This is a genomic window from Amycolatopsis sp. lyj-90 (assembly GCF_046549035.1).
Classification (GTDB): domain Bacteria; phylum Actinomycetota; class Actinomycetes; order Mycobacteriales; family Pseudonocardiaceae; genus Amycolatopsis.
Genome location: NZ_JAJPWP010000018.1, coordinates 52764 through 71454 on the forward strand (window position 1 = coordinate 52764; position 18691 = coordinate 71454).

22 protein-coding genes are annotated in these 18691 nt (G+C 68.8%); 6 read left to right on the forward strand and 16 right to left on the reverse strand.

Going from position 1 to position 18691, the window contains the following annotated elements; translation table 11 throughout:
• The first annotated feature begins 16 nt into the window (after window positions 1–16).
• On the forward strand, window positions 17–175 hold the full coding sequence (locus ACLJPX_RS43705) for a hypothetical protein (protein WP_168214479.1): 159 nt from the start codon (window positions 17–19) through the stop codon (window positions 173–175).
• Between the two features lie 93 nt (window positions 176–268).
• Window positions 269–1138, forward strand: a complete 870-nt coding sequence (locus ACLJPX_RS43710; RefSeq protein WP_410606008.1) for a 1,4-dihydroxy-2-naphthoate polyprenyltransferase — start codon at window positions 269–271, stop codon at window positions 1136–1138.
• Between the two features lie 275 nt (window positions 1139–1413).
• Here the strand turns inward: ACLJPX_RS43710 and ACLJPX_RS43715 are convergent, their stop codons facing one another.
• Genes ACLJPX_RS43715 through ACLJPX_RS43725 form a run of 3 tightly spaced genes read right to left on the reverse strand, consistent with a single transcriptional unit; the run spans window position 1414 to window position 3256 of the window.
• Window positions 1414–2496 carry a PLP-dependent cysteine synthase family protein gene (locus ACLJPX_RS43715; protein WP_410606009.1) on the reverse strand — a complete coding sequence of 361 codons (1083 nt, stop codon included), beginning with the start codon at window positions 2494–2496 and terminating at the stop codon, window positions 1414–1416.
• Window positions 2493–2771, reverse strand: a complete 279-nt coding sequence (locus tag ACLJPX_RS43720; RefSeq protein ID WP_101612032.1) for a DUF4229 domain-containing protein — start codon at window positions 2769–2771, stop codon at window positions 2493–2495. The genes ACLJPX_RS43715 and ACLJPX_RS43720 overlap by 4 nt, the downstream gene beginning before the upstream one ends.
• An 11-nt stretch (window positions 2772–2782) precedes the next feature.
• A complete protein-coding gene (locus tag ACLJPX_RS43725) occupies window positions 2783–3256 on the reverse strand; it encodes an Lrp/AsnC family transcriptional regulator (protein WP_410606010.1) in 474 nt (157 codons plus the stop codon).
• 266 nt (window positions 3257–3522) lie between these two features.
• Here ACLJPX_RS43725 and ACLJPX_RS43730 point away from each other — a divergent pair, with 266 nt between their 5' ends.
• Complete coding sequence (locus ACLJPX_RS43730; protein ID WP_005151795.1) at window positions 3523–3735, forward strand: BldC family transcriptional regulator; 213 nt, start codon at window positions 3523–3525, stop codon at window positions 3733–3735.
• 149 nt (window positions 3736–3884) lie between these two features.
• Window positions 3885–4067 (forward strand): hypothetical protein, encoded by a 183-nt coding sequence (locus tag ACLJPX_RS43735; protein WP_101612031.1) that lies wholly within the window; start codon window positions 3885–3887, stop codon window positions 4065–4067.
• On the opposite strand, the gene ACLJPX_RS43740 is transcribed toward ACLJPX_RS43735, so the two are convergent.
• From ACLJPX_RS43740 to hemL, 8 genes are all read right to left on the reverse strand, one after another.
• On the reverse strand, window positions 4064–5401 hold the full coding sequence (locus tag ACLJPX_RS43740) for a MinD/ParA family protein (protein WP_410606011.1): 1338 nt from the start codon (window positions 5399–5401) through the stop codon (window positions 4064–4066). The genes ACLJPX_RS43735 and ACLJPX_RS43740 overlap by 4 nt on opposite strands.
• Before the next feature lie 79 nt (window positions 5402–5480).
• Window positions 5481–6461, reverse strand: coding sequence for a c-type cytochrome biogenesis protein CcsB (ccsB, locus tag ACLJPX_RS43745; protein WP_410606012.1), 981 nt, complete (start codon window positions 6459–6461; stop codon window positions 5481–5483).
• Between the two features lie 5 nt (window positions 6462–6466).
• Window positions 6467–7966, reverse strand: a complete 1500-nt coding sequence (locus tag ACLJPX_RS43750) for a cytochrome c biogenesis protein ResB (protein WP_410606072.1) — start codon at window positions 7964–7966, stop codon at window positions 6467–6469.
• A gap of 74 nt (window positions 7967–8040) precedes the next feature.
• On the reverse strand, window positions 8041–8826 hold the full coding sequence (locus tag ACLJPX_RS43755; protein ID WP_410606013.1) for a cytochrome c biogenesis CcdA family protein: 786 nt from the start codon (window positions 8824–8826) through the stop codon (window positions 8041–8043).
• Between the two features lie 181 nt (window positions 8827–9007).
• Window positions 9008–9679 (reverse strand): rhomboid family intramembrane serine protease, encoded by a 672-nt coding sequence (locus ACLJPX_RS43760; RefSeq protein ID WP_410606014.1) that lies wholly within the window; start codon window positions 9677–9679, stop codon window positions 9008–9010.
• A 128-nt stretch (window positions 9680–9807) separates the two neighbouring features.
• Window positions 9808–10389, reverse strand: a complete 582-nt coding sequence (locus ACLJPX_RS43765) for a TlpA family protein disulfide reductase (protein WP_410606015.1) — start codon at window positions 10387–10389, stop codon at window positions 9808–9810.
• On the reverse strand, window positions 10386–11018 hold the full coding sequence (locus tag ACLJPX_RS43770; protein WP_101612025.1) for a histidine phosphatase family protein: 633 nt from the start codon (window positions 11016–11018) through the stop codon (window positions 10386–10388). The genes ACLJPX_RS43765 and ACLJPX_RS43770 overlap by 4 nt, the downstream gene beginning before the upstream one ends.
• Window positions 11015–12319, reverse strand: coding sequence for a glutamate-1-semialdehyde 2,1-aminomutase (hemL, locus tag ACLJPX_RS43775; protein WP_410606016.1), 1305 nt, complete (start codon window positions 12317–12319; stop codon window positions 11015–11017). The genes ACLJPX_RS43770 and hemL overlap by 4 nt, the downstream gene beginning before the upstream one ends.
• Window positions 12320–12441: 122 nt before the next feature.
• On the opposite strand from hemL, the gene ACLJPX_RS43780 reads away from it, so the two are divergent.
• Complete coding sequence (locus ACLJPX_RS43780) at window positions 12442–12933, forward strand: TspO/MBR family protein (RefSeq protein WP_410606017.1); 492 nt, start codon at window positions 12442–12444, stop codon at window positions 12931–12933.
• Here the strand turns inward: ACLJPX_RS43780 and ACLJPX_RS43785 are convergent.
• From ACLJPX_RS43785 to hemB, 4 genes are read right to left on the reverse strand one after another with little or no spacing between them, the layout of a single operon-like run.
• On the reverse strand, window positions 12930–13301 hold the full coding sequence (locus tag ACLJPX_RS43785) for a hypothetical protein (RefSeq protein ID WP_410606018.1): 372 nt from the start codon (window positions 13299–13301) through the stop codon (window positions 12930–12932). The two genes, ACLJPX_RS43780 and ACLJPX_RS43785, sit on opposite strands and share 4 nt — an antisense overlap.
• Window positions 13279–13734 (reverse strand): hypothetical protein, encoded by a 456-nt coding sequence (locus tag ACLJPX_RS43790; protein ID WP_410606019.1) that lies wholly within the window; start codon window positions 13732–13734, stop codon window positions 13279–13281. Before ACLJPX_RS43790 ends, ACLJPX_RS43785 begins: the two co-directional genes overlap by 23 nt.
• Window positions 13731–14276: a hypothetical protein gene (locus tag ACLJPX_RS43795; protein ID WP_410606020.1), complete on the reverse strand. Its 546-nt coding sequence runs from the start codon at window positions 14274–14276 to the stop codon at window positions 13731–13733. Before ACLJPX_RS43795 ends, ACLJPX_RS43790 begins: the two co-directional genes overlap by 4 nt.
• Before the next feature lie 10 nt (window positions 14277–14286).
• On the reverse strand, window positions 14287–15258 hold the full coding sequence (gene hemB, locus ACLJPX_RS43800; RefSeq protein ID WP_410606021.1) for a porphobilinogen synthase: 972 nt from the start codon (window positions 15256–15258) through the stop codon (window positions 14287–14289).
• A gap of 150 nt (window positions 15259–15408) precedes the next feature.
• On the opposite strand from hemB, the gene ACLJPX_RS43805 reads away from it, so the two are divergent.
• Window positions 15409–16695 carry an Nramp family divalent metal transporter gene (locus ACLJPX_RS43805; protein WP_410606022.1) on the forward strand — a complete coding sequence of 429 codons (1287 nt, stop codon included), beginning with the start codon at window positions 15409–15411 and terminating at the stop codon, window positions 16693–16695.
• Between the two features lie 457 nt (window positions 16696–17152).
• Here ACLJPX_RS43805 and ACLJPX_RS43810 read toward each other — a convergent pair whose 3' ends face one another.
• A complete protein-coding gene (locus ACLJPX_RS43810) occupies window positions 17153–18685 on the reverse strand; it encodes a uroporphyrinogen-III synthase (RefSeq protein WP_101612017.1) in 1533 nt (510 codons plus the stop codon).
• Between the last annotated feature and the right edge of the window lie 6 nt (window positions 18686–18691).

Below are 18691 nucleotides of genomic sequence, written 5' to 3' on the forward strand. Positions count from 1 at the left end.
GGGTTTACGTCTAACCATGACGCGCTGGACACGCACAGTATTGGCCTGCACCGCCGTCACGATGGGACTGGTCGCTTTGGCCGGGCCCGCGCTGGCGGACGAACCGGAAACCGCCGTTCCGAACAGCGGCACACTCACCTGGACGCTCGAAGACACGATCAAGGATCTGAAGTAGCACGATTCGTCCCCTGCTCGCGGTGGCTCGGCACCGCGAGCGGGTGACGAGCCCCGCATACCGGCGGGTAGTCGCCAGGGCCAGAATGGCGGAATGGCGACTGCTGGTGAATGGATCGAAGGGGCGCGCCCGCGGACGCTGCCCAACGCGGTGGCGCCGGTGGTCGCCGGAGTCGGCGCGGCGGTCGCGCTCGACGGCTTCTCCTGGTCCCGGTCGCTGCTCGCGCTGTTGGTCTCACTGGCCCTGATCGTCGGCGTCAACTACGCCAACGACTACTCCGACGGCATCCGCGGCACCGACGAGAACCGCGTCGGCCCGCTGCGGCTGGTCGGCTCCGGGGTCGCGAAACCGAAAGCCGTCCTGACGGCCGCTCTCGTGTCCCTCGGGCTCGCCGGAGTCCTCGGGCTCGTGCTCGTCGCGATCAGCGGGCTGTGGTGGCTGCTGGCGATGGGCGCGGTCTGCATCCTCGGCGCCTGGTTCTACACCGGCGGCAAGAAGCCTTACGGCTACTACGGTTTCGGCGAGATCGCGGTCTTCGTCTTCTTCGGGCTGGCCGGCGTGCTGGGCACGGTGTACGTCCAAGCCGGACAGCTCAGCTGGACGGCGTTCGGCTGCGCGGTCGCGGTCGGCTCGTTCTCGACCGGCGTGCTGACGGCGAACAACCTCCGCGACATCCCGACCGACATCGAATCCGGCAAGCGCACGCTCGCCACCCGGCTCGGTGACAAGGGCACGCGGCGGCTTTACCTGGTGCTGATCGCGGTGCCGTACGTCGTGAGCGTGCTGCTCGCCCTCGTGACGCCCTGGGCGCTGCTGGGTCTGCTGACCGCGCCGCTGCTGCTGAAGTCGGTCAAGGCCGTCGGCGGTGGCCAGCAGGGGCGGGCGCTGATCCCGGCGCTGCGGGACACCGGGTTCGCCATGCTGGGGTGGGCGATCCTGACCGCGGTCGCTCTCACGCTCTGACGTCTCTTGCGTGGGCTGAAGGGGCCCTTCGCCGAGTGCGACGCGGCGAAGGGCCCCTTCGCTGCATCTGATGCGGGGAAAGGGCCCTTCAGCCCACGTCGGGCTCGGGTGGGCGAGGAGGCGTGAACGGACCGTTCATTACTTGGGTTTCCCGCTTCGACCCACTATCCGTGGGTGTCGCCGGAGGAGGCGCCTACTACCGGTGGCCCAGGCGATAGCAAAGGTCCCTCGCTCCTTTGGCGATCCCGCGATCTTGAGGTAGGCCCTGGTCGCCCCTAGGCCTCCGGAGCGAGCTTCCCGCTCACCAGGAACTCCTGGTACTTCTCTAGATAAGGCGCGATGTCGATGTTCTTCCGCGCCAGCCACTCGTCGTCGTAGTACGTGTTCGCGTACCGCTCGCCGCCGTCGCACAGCAGCGTGACGATGCTGCCCGCCTGGCCTTCCGAGATCATCCGCGAGATCAGGGTGAACGCGCCGAAGAGGTTCGTCCCGGTCGAGCCGCCAGCCCAGTGCCCGGTCCGCTCGCGCAGCACGCGGATGGCCGCCAGCGAGCCGGCGTCCGGCACCTGGAACATCTCGTCGATCACGCCCGGCACGAACGATGGCTCGACGCGCGGCCGCCCGATCCCCTCGATCCGCGAAGGCATCCCGGTCGCGTAGTCGAGCGCGCCGGTTTCCCAGGCGCCGAAGAACGACGAGTTCTCCGGATCGACGACGGCGATCTTCGTGGTGTGCCGCTTGTAGCGCACGTAGCGCCCGAAGGTCGCGCTCGTGCCGCCGGTCCCGGCGCCGACCACGATCCACGTCGGCACGGGGTGCCGCTCGGACTGCATCTGCGCGTACACCGACTCGGCGATGTTGTTGTTGCCGCGCCAGTCCGTCGCGCGCTCGGCGTAGGTGAACTGGTCGAGGTAGTGGCCGTTGCACTCCGAAGCGAGCCGCTCCGCCTCCGGGTACATGTCCGGCGCCCGGTCGACGTAGTGGCACTCGCCGCCGTAGAACTCGATGAGCGCGATCTTCTCCGGCGAGGTGCTGCGCGGCACCACGGTGATGAACCGCAGCCCGAGCATCCGCGCGAAGTAGGCCTCCGAAACCGCGGTCGAGCCGCTGGACGCCTCGACGAGCACGGTGTCCTGCCCGATCTGGCCGTTCACCAGGCCGTACAGGAAGAGCGAACGCGCGAGCCGGTGCTTGAGGGAGCCTGTCGGGTGGACGGACTCGTCCTTCAAGTACAGGTCGATGCCCCAGTCGGCGGGCAGCGGGAAGACGTGCAGGTGCGTGTCGGCACTGCGGTTCGCGTCGGCCTCGATGATGCGGACGGCTTCGCGGACCCAGCTGCGGCTGTGGAGCCTGCTCACGCTGCCCCGTCCGCCCGGTCGCCGCGCAGCTGGGAGCGCAGTTCGGCACGAGCGCGAGCGCGCTTCTCGTTGCGGCGGGCGAGCCCGGCCGTCACGCGCGCGTTCAGCGGGCGGAACAGCAGCAGGCCCAGCGGCAGGCCCACGACCAGGCCGATCAGCAGCGCGACCAGCAGCGGGACGTTGACCAGCAGCAACCCGCCGCCGATGACCCCGACCAGAAGGAACCTGGCCAGCACGTACAGCGTCAAGTCACGGGGCAGGTGATTATCGCTCACATCAACGGAGGCTACGCGTTGCCGTTCTGCACGTCGTCCAGGCCCGCGTTGTTGGGCCGCCCCTCGAAGCGGGTGGAGAGCACGACGGTGGTGTTCGTCCGGCCGACGCCGGGGATCCGCCGCAGCCGGTTGAGCGACCGCTCCAGATCGTCGACGGTCGCCACGCGCACCTTGACCACGAAAGCCTCGTCACCCGCGACGGCGTAGCAGCTTTCGACCTCGTCCAGAGCCCCCAGCGCGGCCGCGACGTCTTCTTCGGTCGCGGTGTCGGTGGGGTGGATGCCGACCAGCGCCGTCACCCCGAGTCCGACCGTGCTGGGATCGACCATGGCGTGGTAGCCGGTGATCACGCCGGCGGCCTCGAGTTTGCCGACCCGCTCGTGCACTGATGAAGCCGAGAGCCCGACAGACCGGCCGAGGTCGGCGTAGGTAGCCCGGCCGTTCTCCCGCAATGCCGCGATGATCTTCCGATCCACCTGGTCCACCGCTACACCTTAGGTCCCATGGCCCGATTCGCATGACCAGGGCGCGTTTTCGTACATCCGTGACAAGACCGCGGGGTCCGGCCACACATGTCGCGGTTGTCGGTTTTGACCTTTAAGGGCTCTTTACTGTTGGACAACCGTTCGAGTACCTGACGGGTGAGATGCAACGATTGCCGTGTTGGCTACCCGAGCTCGACGGACACAAGGCCTCTCTCGGTTTTGGCAGTAGAGCCGGTTTAGCAGTTGAGCCGTGAAGGAGGCGGAAAATGACCGCGACCATGGGCGGAAGGTTGCTCACCCCCGGTGAAGTGGCGGCCCTGTTCCGGGTTGACCCCAAGACCGTGACCCGATGGGCGACCGCGGGCCGGATCGGCTCGATCCGCACGCCCGGCGGGCACCGCCGGTTCCGTGAGGCCGAAGTGAACGAGCTCCTCGCCGAGCTGACCACCGACGCCAGCGAGCCCGCTCGTAAGGTCTGACCTCGCATTACTCCCAAACGGGACTCCGGTGACGAAGGGTTCGTAATGGCCCTTCGTCACATTGGGGTATCCGTGAGTCCCCCCGCGCGCGGCAAAGAGGCTAGCCTCGTGGGACTGAGCAACGTCCTCCACGCGGAAAGGGACCGAGCATGATCTATTTGCTCGCGGCCATCGGAGCGCTCACCGTCGCCGTGGTTTTGTGGCGCGCGTTCGGGATCGAGCGTGTCGGGGTGCCCTCGCCGCGGCCGACGCTGGCCCCGGACGACGACCCCGACTTCCTGCGCAAGCTCGGTGAGCAACAGCGCAAAGGTAAAGACGAGGACAAAGACTAGGGCTGGACCTGCCGGTACTGCTGGCCTCCGAAACCGTCGGCGACGGTGGCGGCCAGCTCCAGCAGCGCGAGCCGGGTGTCTGCGTCGAGCCGGTCCAGTTCGATCTCGGCGCCCTCTTCCAGGTGCGGGTCGAACGGGATGCGGCAGACCGAGCGGACCCGAGCGCCGAAGTGCGCGGAGAGCTTGTCGAGGTCGACGGAGCCGCCCTTCGGCCGCACCGAGTTGATCACCGCGACGGATCGTTTGACCAGGTCACCGTAGCCGTGCGCCTCCAGCCAGTCGAGCGTGGCCGAGGCACTGCGCGCGCCGTCCACGGACCCTGACGAGACCACCACCAGCGCGTCCGCGACGTCCAGGACGCCCTTCATCGCCGAGTGCATCAAACCGGTCCCGCAGTCGGTGAGCACGATGTTGTAGAAGTGCTCCAGCAGGTTGACCGTGCGCCGGTAGTCGTCCTCGGAGAACGCCTCCGAAACCGCCGGGTCCTGCTCGCTGGCGAGGATCTCCAGCCTGCTCCCGCCCTGCGAGGTGTACGACCGGACGTCGCTGTACCTGGTGATCTTGTCCGCGTCCCGCAGCAGGTGCCGGACGGTCGCGGTGGTCTCGATCGGGATCTTCTGCGACAGCGTCCCGCGGTCCGGGTTCGCGTCGACGGCGACGACCCGGTCACCGCGCAGCGACGCGAACGTCGAGCCCAGCGTGGTGGTCGTGGTGGTCTTGCCGACGCCGCCCTTGAGGCTCAGCATCGCGATCTTGTAGCACCCGCGCAGCGGCTGGTTGATCTGCGCGATCAGTTCACGCTTGCGGGTGTCGGCCGGGCTTTCCCCCGGGTTGAGGAGCTTGCCGGTGCCCACGTAGAGCGCCTTGCGCCAGCCCGACTGCGGCTTGCGCTTCTGCGGCTTGACCAGGCTCGCGGTGGCGAGCTCGTCCGGGAGCGCGTGCCTGCCCTGCGGCTGCGGGAGCCCCGGCACCCCGGGCTGCTGGACGGGCTGCTGCTGCGGAGGCGGCGCGTACTGCTGCTGAGGCGGGTACTGGGCGGCCTGCTGCGGCGCCTGCTGCTGAGGCTGAAGCGGGGGCAGGTTCTGGTCGTAGGCCTGCTGGTACTGCCCCTGCGACGGCTGCGGCAACGGCGGCTGCTGCTGGGCGGGCTGCTGCGGGTACTGCGCCTGCGGCGGGTACTGGGGCTGGACGACCTGAGTCGGCTCGGCCTCGAAGGCGCTCGCGGGCGGGTGCGGCGCCGAGTCCGTCCTGTCCTCGGAGAACAACTCCGAGGGCTGGGCGCTCTCGGTGGGTTCGGGGTGGCCAGGAGCCGATTCTTCATTGGGTCCGGTCACCGCTGAATTCCTCCTCCGCGCACGTCTTCCCCCATTACCTCAGTATTGACGGTAGTCGGCTCGCGTGCAGCGGCGACGGTCAGCCCCCGGCGTAGGAGTGCAGGCCCGACGTCACCAGGTTCACGAAGAACATGTTGAAGATCGTCGCGGAGAAGCCGACGATGTTGATGATCGCGGCCCGCTTCCCCCGCCAGCCCGCGGTGGCCCGGGAGTGGAGGTACGCCGCGTAGACGACCCACGCCACGAACGCGACGGTCTCCTTGGGGTCCCAGCCCCAGAACCGGCCCCACGCCGCCTCGGCCCACACCGCGCCGCAGAGCACGCCGAAGGTGAAGATCGGGAAGGCGAAGATGGTGGTCCGGTAGGCGATGCGGTCGAGCACGTCCGCGGCGGGCAGCTTCGGGCCGAACTTGGCGAACTTCGCCGGGTTGTCGTCGTGGGCGGCGCGGAAGAGGTAAAGGACGCTCGCGACACCCGGCACCAGGAAGACACCCGAGCCGATGATCGCCGCGGAGACGTGGATGATCAGCCAGTACGACTGCAGCGCGGGCTGCACCGGCGCGGCCGTCGTGTAGAGCATGGTGCCGTTGACGAACATCAGGATCACGACCGGCAGCAGCAGGAAGCCGGTGAGGTGGCGGACCGGGAACTTCCGCATGATGACGATCCAGGTCACCACGGCGATGAAGGTCGTGGCCATGCCGTACTCGTAGAGGTTGCCCCACGGCGCGCGGTTCACGGCGAGGCCGCGCAACACGATCGCGGACAGGTGGAGCAGCGCGGCGAGCACCAGCAGCGCGGCGCCCATGCGGCCGATGCGCTCGGGGCGGCCGATCTCGCGCGGGGGCTCGACGGGCGTCCCGTAAGCCGGCGGCGTCGACGGCGGACCGCCCGCGCCGACCAGTTCGCGGGAGCGCTGCATGCTGCGTTCGGCCGCCAGGCGGCCCTTCGCCCCGAAACCCTGCTCGATGAGGGCGAACATCAGCGCGATGACGTAGATCGCCGCCGCGGTGGTGTAGGAGTAGTCGCTGTACTGGGACAGCGTCTCGTTGATCGGCATGACCTCTAGTTGCCTCTCTGCCCCTGGACCAGCTTGTCGCCGATCCGCTGGAACTCTTCGCCATAGCCCGCTTGATCGGTGCGCGCCAGCCCGGCGACCTCGATCACGGTACCTGTCCCGCCCTCACGCGCCGGGATCACCCGGACCCAGACCCGGCGCCGCTTGACCAGCAATGATCCCGCCAGCCCGATCAGCATCGCGACCGCGCAGACCAGCACCCAGCCCTGCACCGGATCGTGCGAGACCTGGATGGCGACCCATTCCTGGACGCCGTCGAAGCGGACCTTCGTGCCGTCGTCCAGCACGGTCTCCTGGCCCTGGTTCAGGTTCTGCCGGGTGAGCTTCTTGAGCCTGCCGTCCTCGACGAGCGACTGGTCGATCTGGAAGATCGACTGCCCGCGGCCCGCGTCGAGGCCGAGGTCGCCGCGGTAGATGTCGACCGCCACGGCCGGCTTGCTCGCCTCGGGCCGCGACGACGTCAGCACGTTGCCGTGCAGGAACGCGGTCGGGGCGAGCAGTCCGGTGATCGCGAGCTGCCGGGTGCGGCGTTCGATCGGGTCGGTGATGCCGGGCTGGTCGATCTTCGTCGCGCCTTCGGAGAGCTTCGTCGGCTCGTCGGCGGGACGCCACGGCGTGATGTTGGTGCGCACGGTGCCGTCGGGGAAGGTCACCGTGAACTTCGGGGAGTACCCGAAGTTCAGCAGGTAGACGCGGTCGCCTGCGGTGCGCAGCGGCGAGTTGACCTCGAGTCCGTACGGCTTCCACGCGCCGGTCTGCAGGTCTTCGCCGGACTGGTACTCCATGTTGGAGTGGTAGTAGTTCGCCTGCCCGGCCTCGGTGTAGCGCGCCTCGAAGTCCTTCAGGCGGATGCAGAAGGGGTTCAGGTCGGTGCCGTCGACGCGGAGGCCCGCGTTGAAGGTGTCGTAACCGAGGATCCCGGAGTTGCACCACTGGCTGTTGTCGGCCTGGACGATGACCTGGCCTTCGTAGCCGAAGAGTTTGCCCAGCGCGAAGAAGATGATCAGGCCGAGCATGCCGAAGTGGAAGACGAGGTTGCCGGTCTCGCGGAGGTACCCGCGTTCGGCGGAGATGCTTCGGACTCCGTCGGCCTCTTCGCGCTCGACGCGGCGCCAGCCCTTGAGTAGCGCGTGCGTGTCCTTCATGACCGCTTCGGGAGTCCGGTCGGTCGTGGTGGACAGGTGGTGCGGCATCCGCGCGAGCTTGCGCGGCGTGAGCACCGGCTTGGCGCGCATCGCCTTCGCGTAGTCGAGACTGCGCGGCGCGAGGCAGCCGATGAGCGAGACCATCAGCAGGATGTAGATCGCCGAGAACCAAACGCTGCCGTAGACCTCGAAGAACTGCGTGCGGTCGAGCAGTTCGCCCCACCAGCCGTGCGCGGCGATGTACTCGTCGGTCTTGGCGACGTTGAGGTTCCGCTGCGGCAGCAGGGCGCCGGGCATCGCGGCGAGCGCGAGCAGGAACAGCAGCACCAGGGCGGTGCGCATCGACGTCAGCCCGCGCCAAGTGTTGCGCAGGAAGGCGAGGACCCGCTTCAGCGGCGTCTGGCGGTATTCGGTGGTCACAAGGGCAGCCTGATGTCGGTCACGAGGGTGTCTCTGATCCAGCCGGTCATGTCGCTCCACAGGCCGGTCACCAGCAGGATGCCGACGATCATCAGCAGGGCGCCGCCGAAGACCTGCACCTGACGGCCGTGGCGGCGCAGCCAGTCCGTCGCGCGGACGGCCCAGCGGGCGCCGAACGCGATGAGGAGGAACGGGACGCCGAGGCCGAGGCAGTAGACCAGGATCAGCACGTAGCCGCGGACGGCCGCCCCGCCGGTGGCGCTGGCCATGGACATGACCGCGGACAGCGTCGGCCCGATGCACGGCGTCCAGCCGAGCCCGAACACCGCGCCGAGCACCGGCGCGCCCCAGAGGCCGCCGCGCGGCACGTGGTGCGAACGGAACTCGCGCTGCAGCCCGGGGATCCAGCCGAGGAAGACCAGCGCCATCGCGATCGTCAGCACGCCGCCGAAGCGCTGGAGGAGGTCCATGTTGAGCTGGACGACGTCGGCGATCCACACCAGCGTCCCCAGCGTCACCACGAAGACGACGGTGAACCCGAGCACGAACAGCGCCGCCGCGCCGACGACGGCGGAGCGGCCCTTCTTGCGCTCCTCGTCGGGGCTGACCGCGGGGGCGTCCGCGCCGACCAGCGCCGCCAGGTACGCGAGGTACCCGGGCACCAGCGGCACGACGCACGGGGACGCGAAGGAGATCGTCCCGGCCAGCAGCGCGACACCCGCAGCGAGCAGCAATGGCCCTGAGAGGGCCAGCTCGGTTACACCCGTCGCCAACGTGGCCACGCATCTTGCGGAGTTACTGCGTTCACTCGGCTGAGCGTAGGCAGTGTGGTCGGAGTTAAAACGCCGGGGCTGGCCCAACGGGACCTACGTCGCACCCGGTCAGGACGTTGGTCCCGTCCCACTTCCCGCGTTTCGTCCTCTGGTTGCGGTAGTTCGCTGACGAACTACCGCAACCAGAGGACTACTTGAGGGTGTCGGGCGGCGTCAGCGGGATGGCGGGGAAGGCGGGCGCGGCGTCCACCGGCTTGGGACGGCGGTCCCGGAACACCCAGCCGCCGATCAGGCCACCGAGGAAGCCGAAGAGGTGCGCCTGCCAGCTGACGCCCGCGTCCTGCGGGAACAGGTTCGTGAACTGGTACGCGAAGCACAACGCCATGACCAGGCCGATCACGATGTCGATCTTGTGCCGGTCGAAGATCCCGCGCACGAGCACGTACCCGAAGTACCCCATCACCAGCCCGCTCGCGCCGACGCCGATCGTGCCGGAGTCGTGCAGGGCCCACGCGCCGAGGCCGCTCGTCACCGCGATCAGGACCGTGACGCTGAGGAACTTCTTCACCCCGCGATACGCCGCGAGGAACCCGAAGATGAACAGGGGCCCGGAGTTGAACTCGATGTGCCCCCAGCTGGCGTGCATCAGCGGCGCGGTGAGCACGGTGGGCAGCGAGCTGATCTCCCGCGCCCGTGTCCCGTATTCGAGGGCGAGCGCGTAGCCGTCGATGGCGTTGTAGATCTGGATCAGCCAGAGGACCACGAGCACGCCGACCATGACGAAGAGAGCCTTCTTGGCCTCGGCGATCATGGCTTCGGCGTCACGCTGACCTGCTCTGGGCACATCTCCAGCAGTCGTCATTTCCTTCTCCCCAGTTCAGAGCCGCCCTGCGCGGCAGACGAGGAGAATAACCAGCCTCCGCGTTTCGTCCTCTGGTTGCGGTCGTTGCTCGGGCAAGGACCGCAACTAGAGGACGAAACGCGAGGAGGTCAGGCGGGTTCGGCGGCCAGGCGTTCGACGACGGGCAGCAGGTCCGAAGCCAGCAGGTCCCGCAGGAACACCGCCGCGACGCGGTGCTGTTTGTCCAGCACGATCGTCGACGGGATGATGTTGCGCGGATAGCCCGAGAGCTGCAGCAGCGTCCGCCCGGACGGGTCGTAGATCGACGGGTACGTCAGCTTCCGGTCCCGCATGAAGTCCTGCGGCGGCTGCCGGTCGTTGTCGCGCAGGTCGATGCCGACCACCTGGACGCCGGACGCCTTGGTCTGGTCGTAGACCTTCTGCATCTCGGGCGCCTCGACGCGGCACGGCCCGCACCACTGGCCCCACAGGTTCAGCACGACGACCTTGCCGGGGAAGTCGGCGATCGAGAGCTGTTTGCCCTCGTTCATGAGGTCGTCGCCGGACAGCGTCGGTGACTTCTGGCGGTCCGCGACGTCGTAGGTGATGTCGACCTTCCCACCCGGCGACACGAAGTTGAAGCTGCCGCCGGTGACGACGGCGTCCTTGCCGGTCGTGCAGCCCGTGACGACGAGCAGCAGCACCGCCATGGCCGCCAGCATCCGCTTCATGCCCCGGTCACCTTCGGATCGGTGGTGCCGGCGGGCTCGCTGTAGACGATCCGCACGAGTTCCTCGCCCTCGAAGACCAGGCTGGTCAGCGACGCGAGCGAGCACTGCCGGACGCGCGGGTCGTGCCAGAGCCGCTTCGCCTCCAGGAACCGCCGCACGGTCCAGATCGGCAGCTGGTGTGAGACACACAGCGCCTCGTGCCCCTCGGCCGCCTGCCGCGCGCGGTAGATCGCGCCGAGCATGCGGTGCGCGATCTCGACGTACGGCTCACCCCACGACGGCCGGAACGGGTTGACCAGCTTCGGCCAGTGCTTCGGCTGCCGAAGGGCACCATCTCCGACGGCGACCCGCTCGCCCTCGAACTGGTTGTCCGCCTCGATGAGCCTCTCGTCGGTGTCGACGTCGAGCCGGTGCGCGGCCGCGATCGGCGCCGCGGTCTCCTGCGCGCGCTGAAGCGGCGAAGCGACGACATGCGTGATGTCGTGCGTCGCGACGGCTTCGGCGACGGTCAGCGCTTGGCGCTGGCCGCGGTCGGAGAGCTTGAAGCCGGGCAGCCGGCCGTACAGGATCTTGTCCGGGTTGTGCACTTCACCGTGGCGGAGCAGGTGCACGATCGTCGTCTCGCTCACGCCTGGACCGCCTCGGCCGCGGCGCGGGCGGCCACGCGCAGCGCGGAGGAGATGATCTCGAACTCGGCGTCACCCATGGCCGCGTTGACGAACCACGCCTCGTACGCGCTCGGCGGCGCGTACACGCCGTTGTCCAGCAACGCGTGGAAGAACGCCGGGAACCGCCAGGTCTCCGAAGCCTGCGCGCCCGGGTAGTTCGTCACCGGGGTCCCGCTGAAGAACACGCTGACCAGGTTGCCCGCGTACTGCACGGTGTGCGTGACCCCGGCCTCGGTCAGCGACCGGTCGAACAGGTCGCCGAGCCGCTTCGCGTTGGCGTCGAGGGCCGCGTACACGGCGTCGTCGGCCGCGCGCAGGGTCGCGAGCCCGGCGGCGACGGCGACGGGGTTCCCCGACAGCGTCCCCGCCTGGTACACCGGCCCGCCCGGGGCCAGCTTCGCCATGACGTCGGCGCGGCCACCGAAGGCGGCGGCGGGCAGCCCGCCGGACATCACCTTTCCGAAGGTGTACAGGTCACCGGCGACGCCTTCGAGGCCGAACCAGCCCGCCTTCGAGACGCGGAACCCGGTCATCACCTCGTCCATGATCAGCAGCGCGCCGTGCTCGTGCGCGATCTCCTTGAGCCCGGCGTTGAAGCCCTCGGCCGGGGCGACGGCGCCCATGTTGCCCGCGGCCGCTTCGGTGATGATCGCGGCGATCGACTCCGGGTTGTCCACAAAGGACTTCCGGACCGCGTCGAGGTCGTTGTAGGGCAGGACGATCGTGTCGGCCGCCTGCGCGCCGGTGACACCGGGCGACGTCGGGAGGCCGAGCGTCGCGACGCCGGAGCCCGCTTCGGCGAGCAGCGCGTCGACGTGACCGTGGTAGCAACCGGCGAACTTGATGATCTTCGCCCGGCCCGTGAACCCCCTGGCCAGCCGGATCGCGCTCATCGTCGCCTCGGTGCCGGAGTTGACCAGGCGGACCTGCTCCACCGGCTCGACGCGCCCGATGATCTCCTCGGCCAGCTCGACCTCACCGAGGGTCGGCGTGCCGAACGACAGGCCGTTGACGGCGGCTTCGCGCGCGGCGGAGACGACGTCCGGATGCGCGTGCCCGAGGATCATCGGCCCCCACGAGGAGACCAGATCGACGTAGCGGTTGCCGTCGGCGTCCCACAGGTACGGACCCTCGCCGCGCACCATGAACCGCGGGGTGCCGCCGACGGAGTTGAAGGCCCGCACCGGGGAGTTCACCCCGCCCGGGACCACGGCCTTCGCTCGTTCGAACCATGCCTTGGACTGATCGACTCCGGTAGTCACGCCCCCAGTCTCGCAAATCCCGGATGACACCCGCCGCCGAGTCCTCGCGGTTCCGGGCGCGGCGTGACCGGTCCCACTAGGGTGGGAAGCACTCCTGTCGAAACACTCGCGGAGGAACCCACGTGTCCACGGTGCCTTCACCGCCGACCCACCATCGTCGCCTGCGCTGGCAGGCCCTGGCCGGATTCATCGCCCTGTCGGTGATCGTCGGGGTGGTGGCCGCGCTGGCCGTGGCCACCCGCTCCGAGGCGCAGAACGCGCTGGCGCGTCCGTCGTGGGCGCCGCCGGGCTGGCTCTACGGTCCGGTGTGGTCGGCGCTGCTCCTCGTGGTCGCCGTCGCGGGCTGGTTCTACTGGCGGACGGACGGCGAAACGCGCGGCTTCGCCTTCTACGGCCTCTGCCTGCTGCTGACCTTGCTGTGGACGCCGTTGTTCTTCGCCGGCAGCGCGCACGCCCTGGCGCTGGCCGACGTCGTCCTGCTGGACTTCGTGGTGCCCATCACGATGATGGAGTTCGGGCGCCGGTCGAAGCTCGCGGCCTGGCTGCTCGTGCCGTACCTGCTGTGGCTGCTGTTCTCGACCGCGGTCAACGCCGCCGTCGTCTGGCTCAACTAGTCCTTGGGCTTGCGCTGTTTGGTGCGGACGGCGAGGAGGAACTGGCGGATCGCGTCCACCACCAGGATCGCGGCCAGGACACCCAGCCCGATGGCGCCGGCGAGCGGGCCGCCGAAGTAGCGCTGCGATTCGAGGGTCGTCTCGCCGTAGGTGATCACGACCGGGACGACCCCGGCTTTCCAGCACGCGAAAACACCCCACACGGCGAACGCGGCGAGGATCAGCTCGACGGCACCCACCACGGCGCGCAGGGGTTTGTGCAGGCGGGCCGCGGGCCGGGCGTCCTCCGGTGGCCACAGGTCGGCCCCGGTCGGCTGGGGAAGGTCGATCACAGTGAGCAGCTTCTCATGACTCTGTGGTGCGAGCACGCACCAAATCTTCGAGGGCCTCACGGAGGGCGTCCGGATCCTTGGCCCAGGCGCGGACGAAGACCCCGTCGGCGAGCTTCAGGCCGACCTCGCCGTGCTTCTTGGGGATCGTCCAGCCGCCGCCGAGGACCCGCGCCCCGACCGGGGCTTCTTCGTCACCGAGGACCTCGGTGATCCGGGCGGCCTCCAGGGTTTCGCGGCCCTGCCGGTAGCCGTCGGCGGTGACTTCGAGCGAGAGGTACCGGCGGCGGGCGTACACCCACGGCACGGTGATCAGCACCAGTCCCGCCGCGACCAGGATCCAGGCCAGCCAGTGGACCGGTCCACCGGTCGCCAGTTCGGCGAGCAGCCCGGCGAGGGCGAACAGCGGTGCCCACAGCAACGCCGTCCAGCCGACGCCGGGTTCACCGTAGAGAGCCGGCTCGGGCGTCATGGCAGCTTGCGCCCGACTTTCGGGAAGTAGTCGGCGACGCTGGGCAGGTACATCAGGATCAGCGCGATCGCCGCGATCAGGGTGGCGATGACCACGAAGAGTGCGCCACCGAGGAGGAAGACCCCGACGAGCGCCAGGAAGATCGCGAGACCGGTCAGCACCGACCTGGCCGAACGCGTGCCCTCGCGGGCCTTGTAAGCGAAAAGGCCGAACAGCAGGGCGAAGGTGATCGCCCCGACGAAGAGGTTCCTGATCAGGACATCGACGCCCTCGACGATCCGCGCCGGGTCGACCTTCAGCGCGGGGTCGGGCTGCACGGCGTTCTGCCTGGAGTACTCGTCGATCACCTGCTGCCTGCCGATCTGCAACCAGGCGGGTCCGGCGATCAGGGTGAGACCGGTCGCGATCCACAGCCAGAACGAGAGGGTGACGGGTGTCGGCACGACCCGCTTCGGCGGCTCCTGACCCGGGAGGATCGGGTCGGGTGCCCTCCCCCGCTTGCGGCGCTCGTCGTCCGTTTCGCCCGTTTCGCTGTCGCTCACGCGAGGCAGCCTAGTCGAGCCAAGCAGCGGCTTCGGCCGCCCAGTAGGTGAGGATCATGTCCGCGCCCGCGCGGCGGATCGACGTCAGCACCTCGAGGATCGTGCGCTCGCGTTCGAGCCAGCCGTTCGCGGCGGCGGCTTCGACCATCGCGTACTCACCCGAGATGTTGTACGCCGCCACGGGAACCGGCGACGCTTCGGCGGCGGCCCTGATGACGTCCAAATAGGACAGCGCGGGCTTGACCATGACCATGTCCGCGCCCTCGGCGATGTCCAGCTCGATCTCGCGCAGCGCTTCACGCACGTTGCCCGGATCCTGCTGGTACGTCTTCCTGTCGCCCTTCAACTGCGAGTCGACGGCCTCACGGAAGGGACCGTAGAACGCGCTGGCGAACTTGGCCGAGTAGGCGAGGATCCCGGTGTCGGTGCGCCCGGCGCGGTCGAGCGCGGCGCGGATGACGCCGACCTGGCCGTCCATCATCCCGCTGGGCCCGAGCAGATGCGCGCCCGATTCCGCCTGCGCGAGACCCATCTCCGCGTACAGGCGCAAGGTCGCGTCGTTGTCGACACCGCCATCGGCGTCGAGGACGCCGCAGTGACCGTGGTCGGTGAACTCGTCGAGACAGGTGTCGGCCATCAGGACCGTCGTGTCGCCGAGCTCGGACTTCAGATCGCGCAGGGCGACGTTGAGGATCCCGTTCGGATCGATCGCGCCGGAACCCTCCGCGTCACGCGTCTTCGGGATGCCGAACAGCATCAGCCCGCCGACACCGGCGTTGACCGCCTCGACGGCGGCTTTGCGCAGCGTGTCGCGGGTGTGCTGGACGACCCCGGGCATGCTGGAGATCGGGCGGGGCGCGTCGATGCCCTCGGCCACGAACATCGGGAGGATCAGCTGGCGCGGGCGCAGCGTCGTCTCACCGACCAGCCTGCGCATGGCCGGAGTGGTACGGAGCCTGCGGGGACGATGTTCGGGAAACACCCCTACGACGGTACTCCGGCCCGCTTGAGAACCGGTCCGCAGGCGCGATGAAAGGCTCATTGGTCCAGTCGGGCGGCGTTCCCTAAGAGACGGTAAAGAGTCACCTTCGTCCGGTTTGTACCCACTGTGACGCGGGTTACATTCCACCGCATGTCGAGTTCAACGGTGACCGACCAACTGGGAGAACCGCCCGTCGGCTGGCGCGCACGGCTGCGTCAGGTCGGGCCAGGAATCATGGCCGCCGCGACCGGGGTCGGCGCGGGCGACCTCGTCGCGACGATGGTGGCCGGATCGCGCTTCGGGTACACGCTGCTGTGGGCGGTGCTCGTCGGGACGATCTTCAAACTCGCGCTGGCCGAAGCCGTCGGCCGCTGGCATCTGACCTCGGGCCGGACGATCCTCTCCGGCTGGCGGACCCTCGGTGTCTGGGCGCTGATCTACTTCGGGATCTACACGGTGATCTGGGGCTTCGTCTACGGCGCGACCGCGATGTCGGCGTCCGGGCTGCCGCTCAACGCGCTCTTCCCCGCGCTCCCGGTGCGGTACTGGGCGATGCTCTGCGGTCTGCTCGGTTTCGCGCTGGTGTGGTTCGGCCGGTACGCGATCATCGAGAAGCTGATGACGGTGCTCACCGGCGTGATGTTCGTGACCGTGGTCGGCACCGCGATCCTCGTCATGCCGAACTTCACCGCGCTGTTCGAAGGCGCCGTCCCGACCCTGCCCGACGGCTCGCTCGTCTACGTCCTCGGCCTGGTCGGCGGCGTCGGCGGCACGATCACCATGGCGGCCTACGGCTACTGGACACTCGCGAAGGGCTGGCGCTCGGCGAAGTGGCTGCCGATGATGCGCACCGACAACGCCGTCGGCTACCTCATGACCGGGATCTTCGTGATCGCGATGCTGATCGTCGGCGCGGAACTGCTGCTGGGCCAGAAGATCATCTCGGGCGACAAGGGCCTGCTGTTCCTCGGCGACACACTCGCCGCGGACTACGGTCAATGGGCGCGGATCCCGTTCCTCATCGGCTTTTTCGCGGTTTCGTTCACGTCGGTGATCGGCGTCTGGCACGGCGTGAGCCTGCTCTTCGCGGACTGGTGGCGCATCCTGCGACAGCCCGCGGACACGACGGAAAGCGTTGAGGCGTACGAGAAAAAGGCCGGGGAACGCAGTTTCGCCTATCGAGGTTACGTGCTGTGGCTGACTTTTCCGCCGATGGCGTTGCTGTTCCTCGACCAGCCCTTCCAGCTCACGGTGATTTACGGCGTGCTGGGCGCGTTGTTCATGCCGTTCCTGGCTGCGACGTTGCTGGTGATGCTGAATACCTCGCGGGTGCCGAGGGCGGGGCGGTCCGGCTGGATTTCGAACGGGCTGCTGGGCATCTGCCTGGCGATGTTCGCGTACCTGGCCTACACGGAGGTCGTGAAGTTCTTCAGCTGACGTTCTCGTGAGCGGCAACCGGAACACGACCCAGCGCGCCCCGTCGTCGACGACGATCTGGTTGATCACCCCAGGCGGGGACACGGCGAACCGCGCGATGAGAGCCACTAAGGACCGAAAAAGCCCCCTTCCCACGCGAAACGTGAGAAGGGGGCTTCAGCGGTGATCGTCAGGAGACGACCCCTACGCAAGTAGTCGACTACCTGCGAAGGGCTGTGTGGAAATAGGGACGTTGAGTGTCCCTATTTCCACACACCCCGCCACGATCGGACCAGTGACGGCGGGACTGTGTGGATTTTGGGGCGTTAGATGACCCAAAATCCACACAGTCCACGAATCGCCACTCACGACCCCTACGCAAGTAGTCGACTACTTGCGCGAAGGGCCCAAGTACATGAAGGCCCCCTTCCTTGCGCCTGGCGCAAGGAAGGGGGCCTTCATGTACTTCAACGAACCGTCAGGAGCGGCGGGCCCGCTTCGCCTTGCGTGGCGGCGGGAGCGCACCTTCGGCGCGGAGCCGCGCGGCGTGCTCGGCGAGCGCGTCGACCAGGTGCGGGACGTCGGCCTTCTCGGGCTGGACGTCGACCCGCAGCCCGAATTCCACGGCGGTTTCCGCGGTCTTCGGACCGATGCACGCGACCAGCGTGCGGGTGTGCGGCTTGCCGGCGATGCCGACGAGGTTCCGCACGGTCGAGGACGAGGTGAAGCAGACCGCGTCGAAACCGCCGGTCTTGATCATCTCGCGGGTCTCGGCTGGCGGCGGCGCGGCCCGCACCGTGCGGTACGCGGTCACGTCGTCTATCTCCCAGCCGCGTTCCCGCAGGCCGGCCGAAAGGGTCTCGGTGGCGATGTCCGCCCGCGGCAGCAGCACGCGGTCGACCGGGTCGAGGACGTCGTCGTACGGCGGGAACTCGGCGAGGAGGCCTTCCGAGGACTGCTCACCTTCCGGGATCAGCTCGGGGATGATGCCGAACGAGCGCACCTTCGCGGCGGTCGATTCGCCGACGCAGGCGATCTTCACGCCGGAGAACGCGCGGGCGTCGAGGCCGAACTCCTCGAACTTCTCCCACACCGCGCGGACGGCGTTGGTCGAGGTGAAGACGATCCACTGGTAGCGGCCGTCGACGAGACCCTTGACCGAACGCTCCATCTGCGCGGGGCTGCGCGGCGGCTCGACCGAGATGGTCGGGACCTCGTGCGAGGTGGCGCCGTGGCCGCGAAGCCGCTCCGCCATCTCACCGGCCTGCTCCTTGGTGCGCGGCACCAGGACCTTCCAGCCGTACAGCGCGCGCGACTCCCACCACGACAGCTTCGAGCGCTGGCCGACGGCCTGGCCGATGGTCACGATCAGCGGGCCGACGAGCTCGCCCGCCTCGTTCGCGACGGTGGCCAGCGTGGTGTCCAGGGTGCGCTGGGTGTTGATGGTGCCGTTGGACGTCACCGCGACCGGGGTGCTCGACGGCAGCCCGTGCTCGGTCAGCGCGGACGCGGCCTCGGCCAAGTGCGCCGAAGTCGCGTGCAGCACGATCGGGCCCGGGGTCGCGGCCAAAGCGGCCCAATCGACGTCACCGCGGACGTCGACCTCGGTGTGCGTGCCGCCGAGCGCGACACCGGCGTACGCCGGGACGGCGGCGCCGGGCGAGACGCCGGGGATGATGTCGAAGACGGCGCTGGTCCGGGAAACGGCCTGCACCTCGGCGACGACGGCGGGCTGGGTCAGCGGGTCACCGGCGATCAGCCGGAGCACCAGCCGTCCCGCCTTGGCCTCGTTCACCAGGTCCTTGGCGACCTCGGTGGCCTCGCCGACGGCGGGGCGCACTTCGGCGCCCTCGGCGGTGAGGGCCAGGACGCCCGAAGGGACGTCCGGGTCGGTCACCACGACCTCGGCCTTGGCGAGCAGCTCCTGAGCGCGGACGGTCAGCAGACCGGCGTCACCGGGGCCCGAGCCCACGAAGGCGACACGCCCGGTGGTCTTACGCGCGGGGGTCATCTGTGC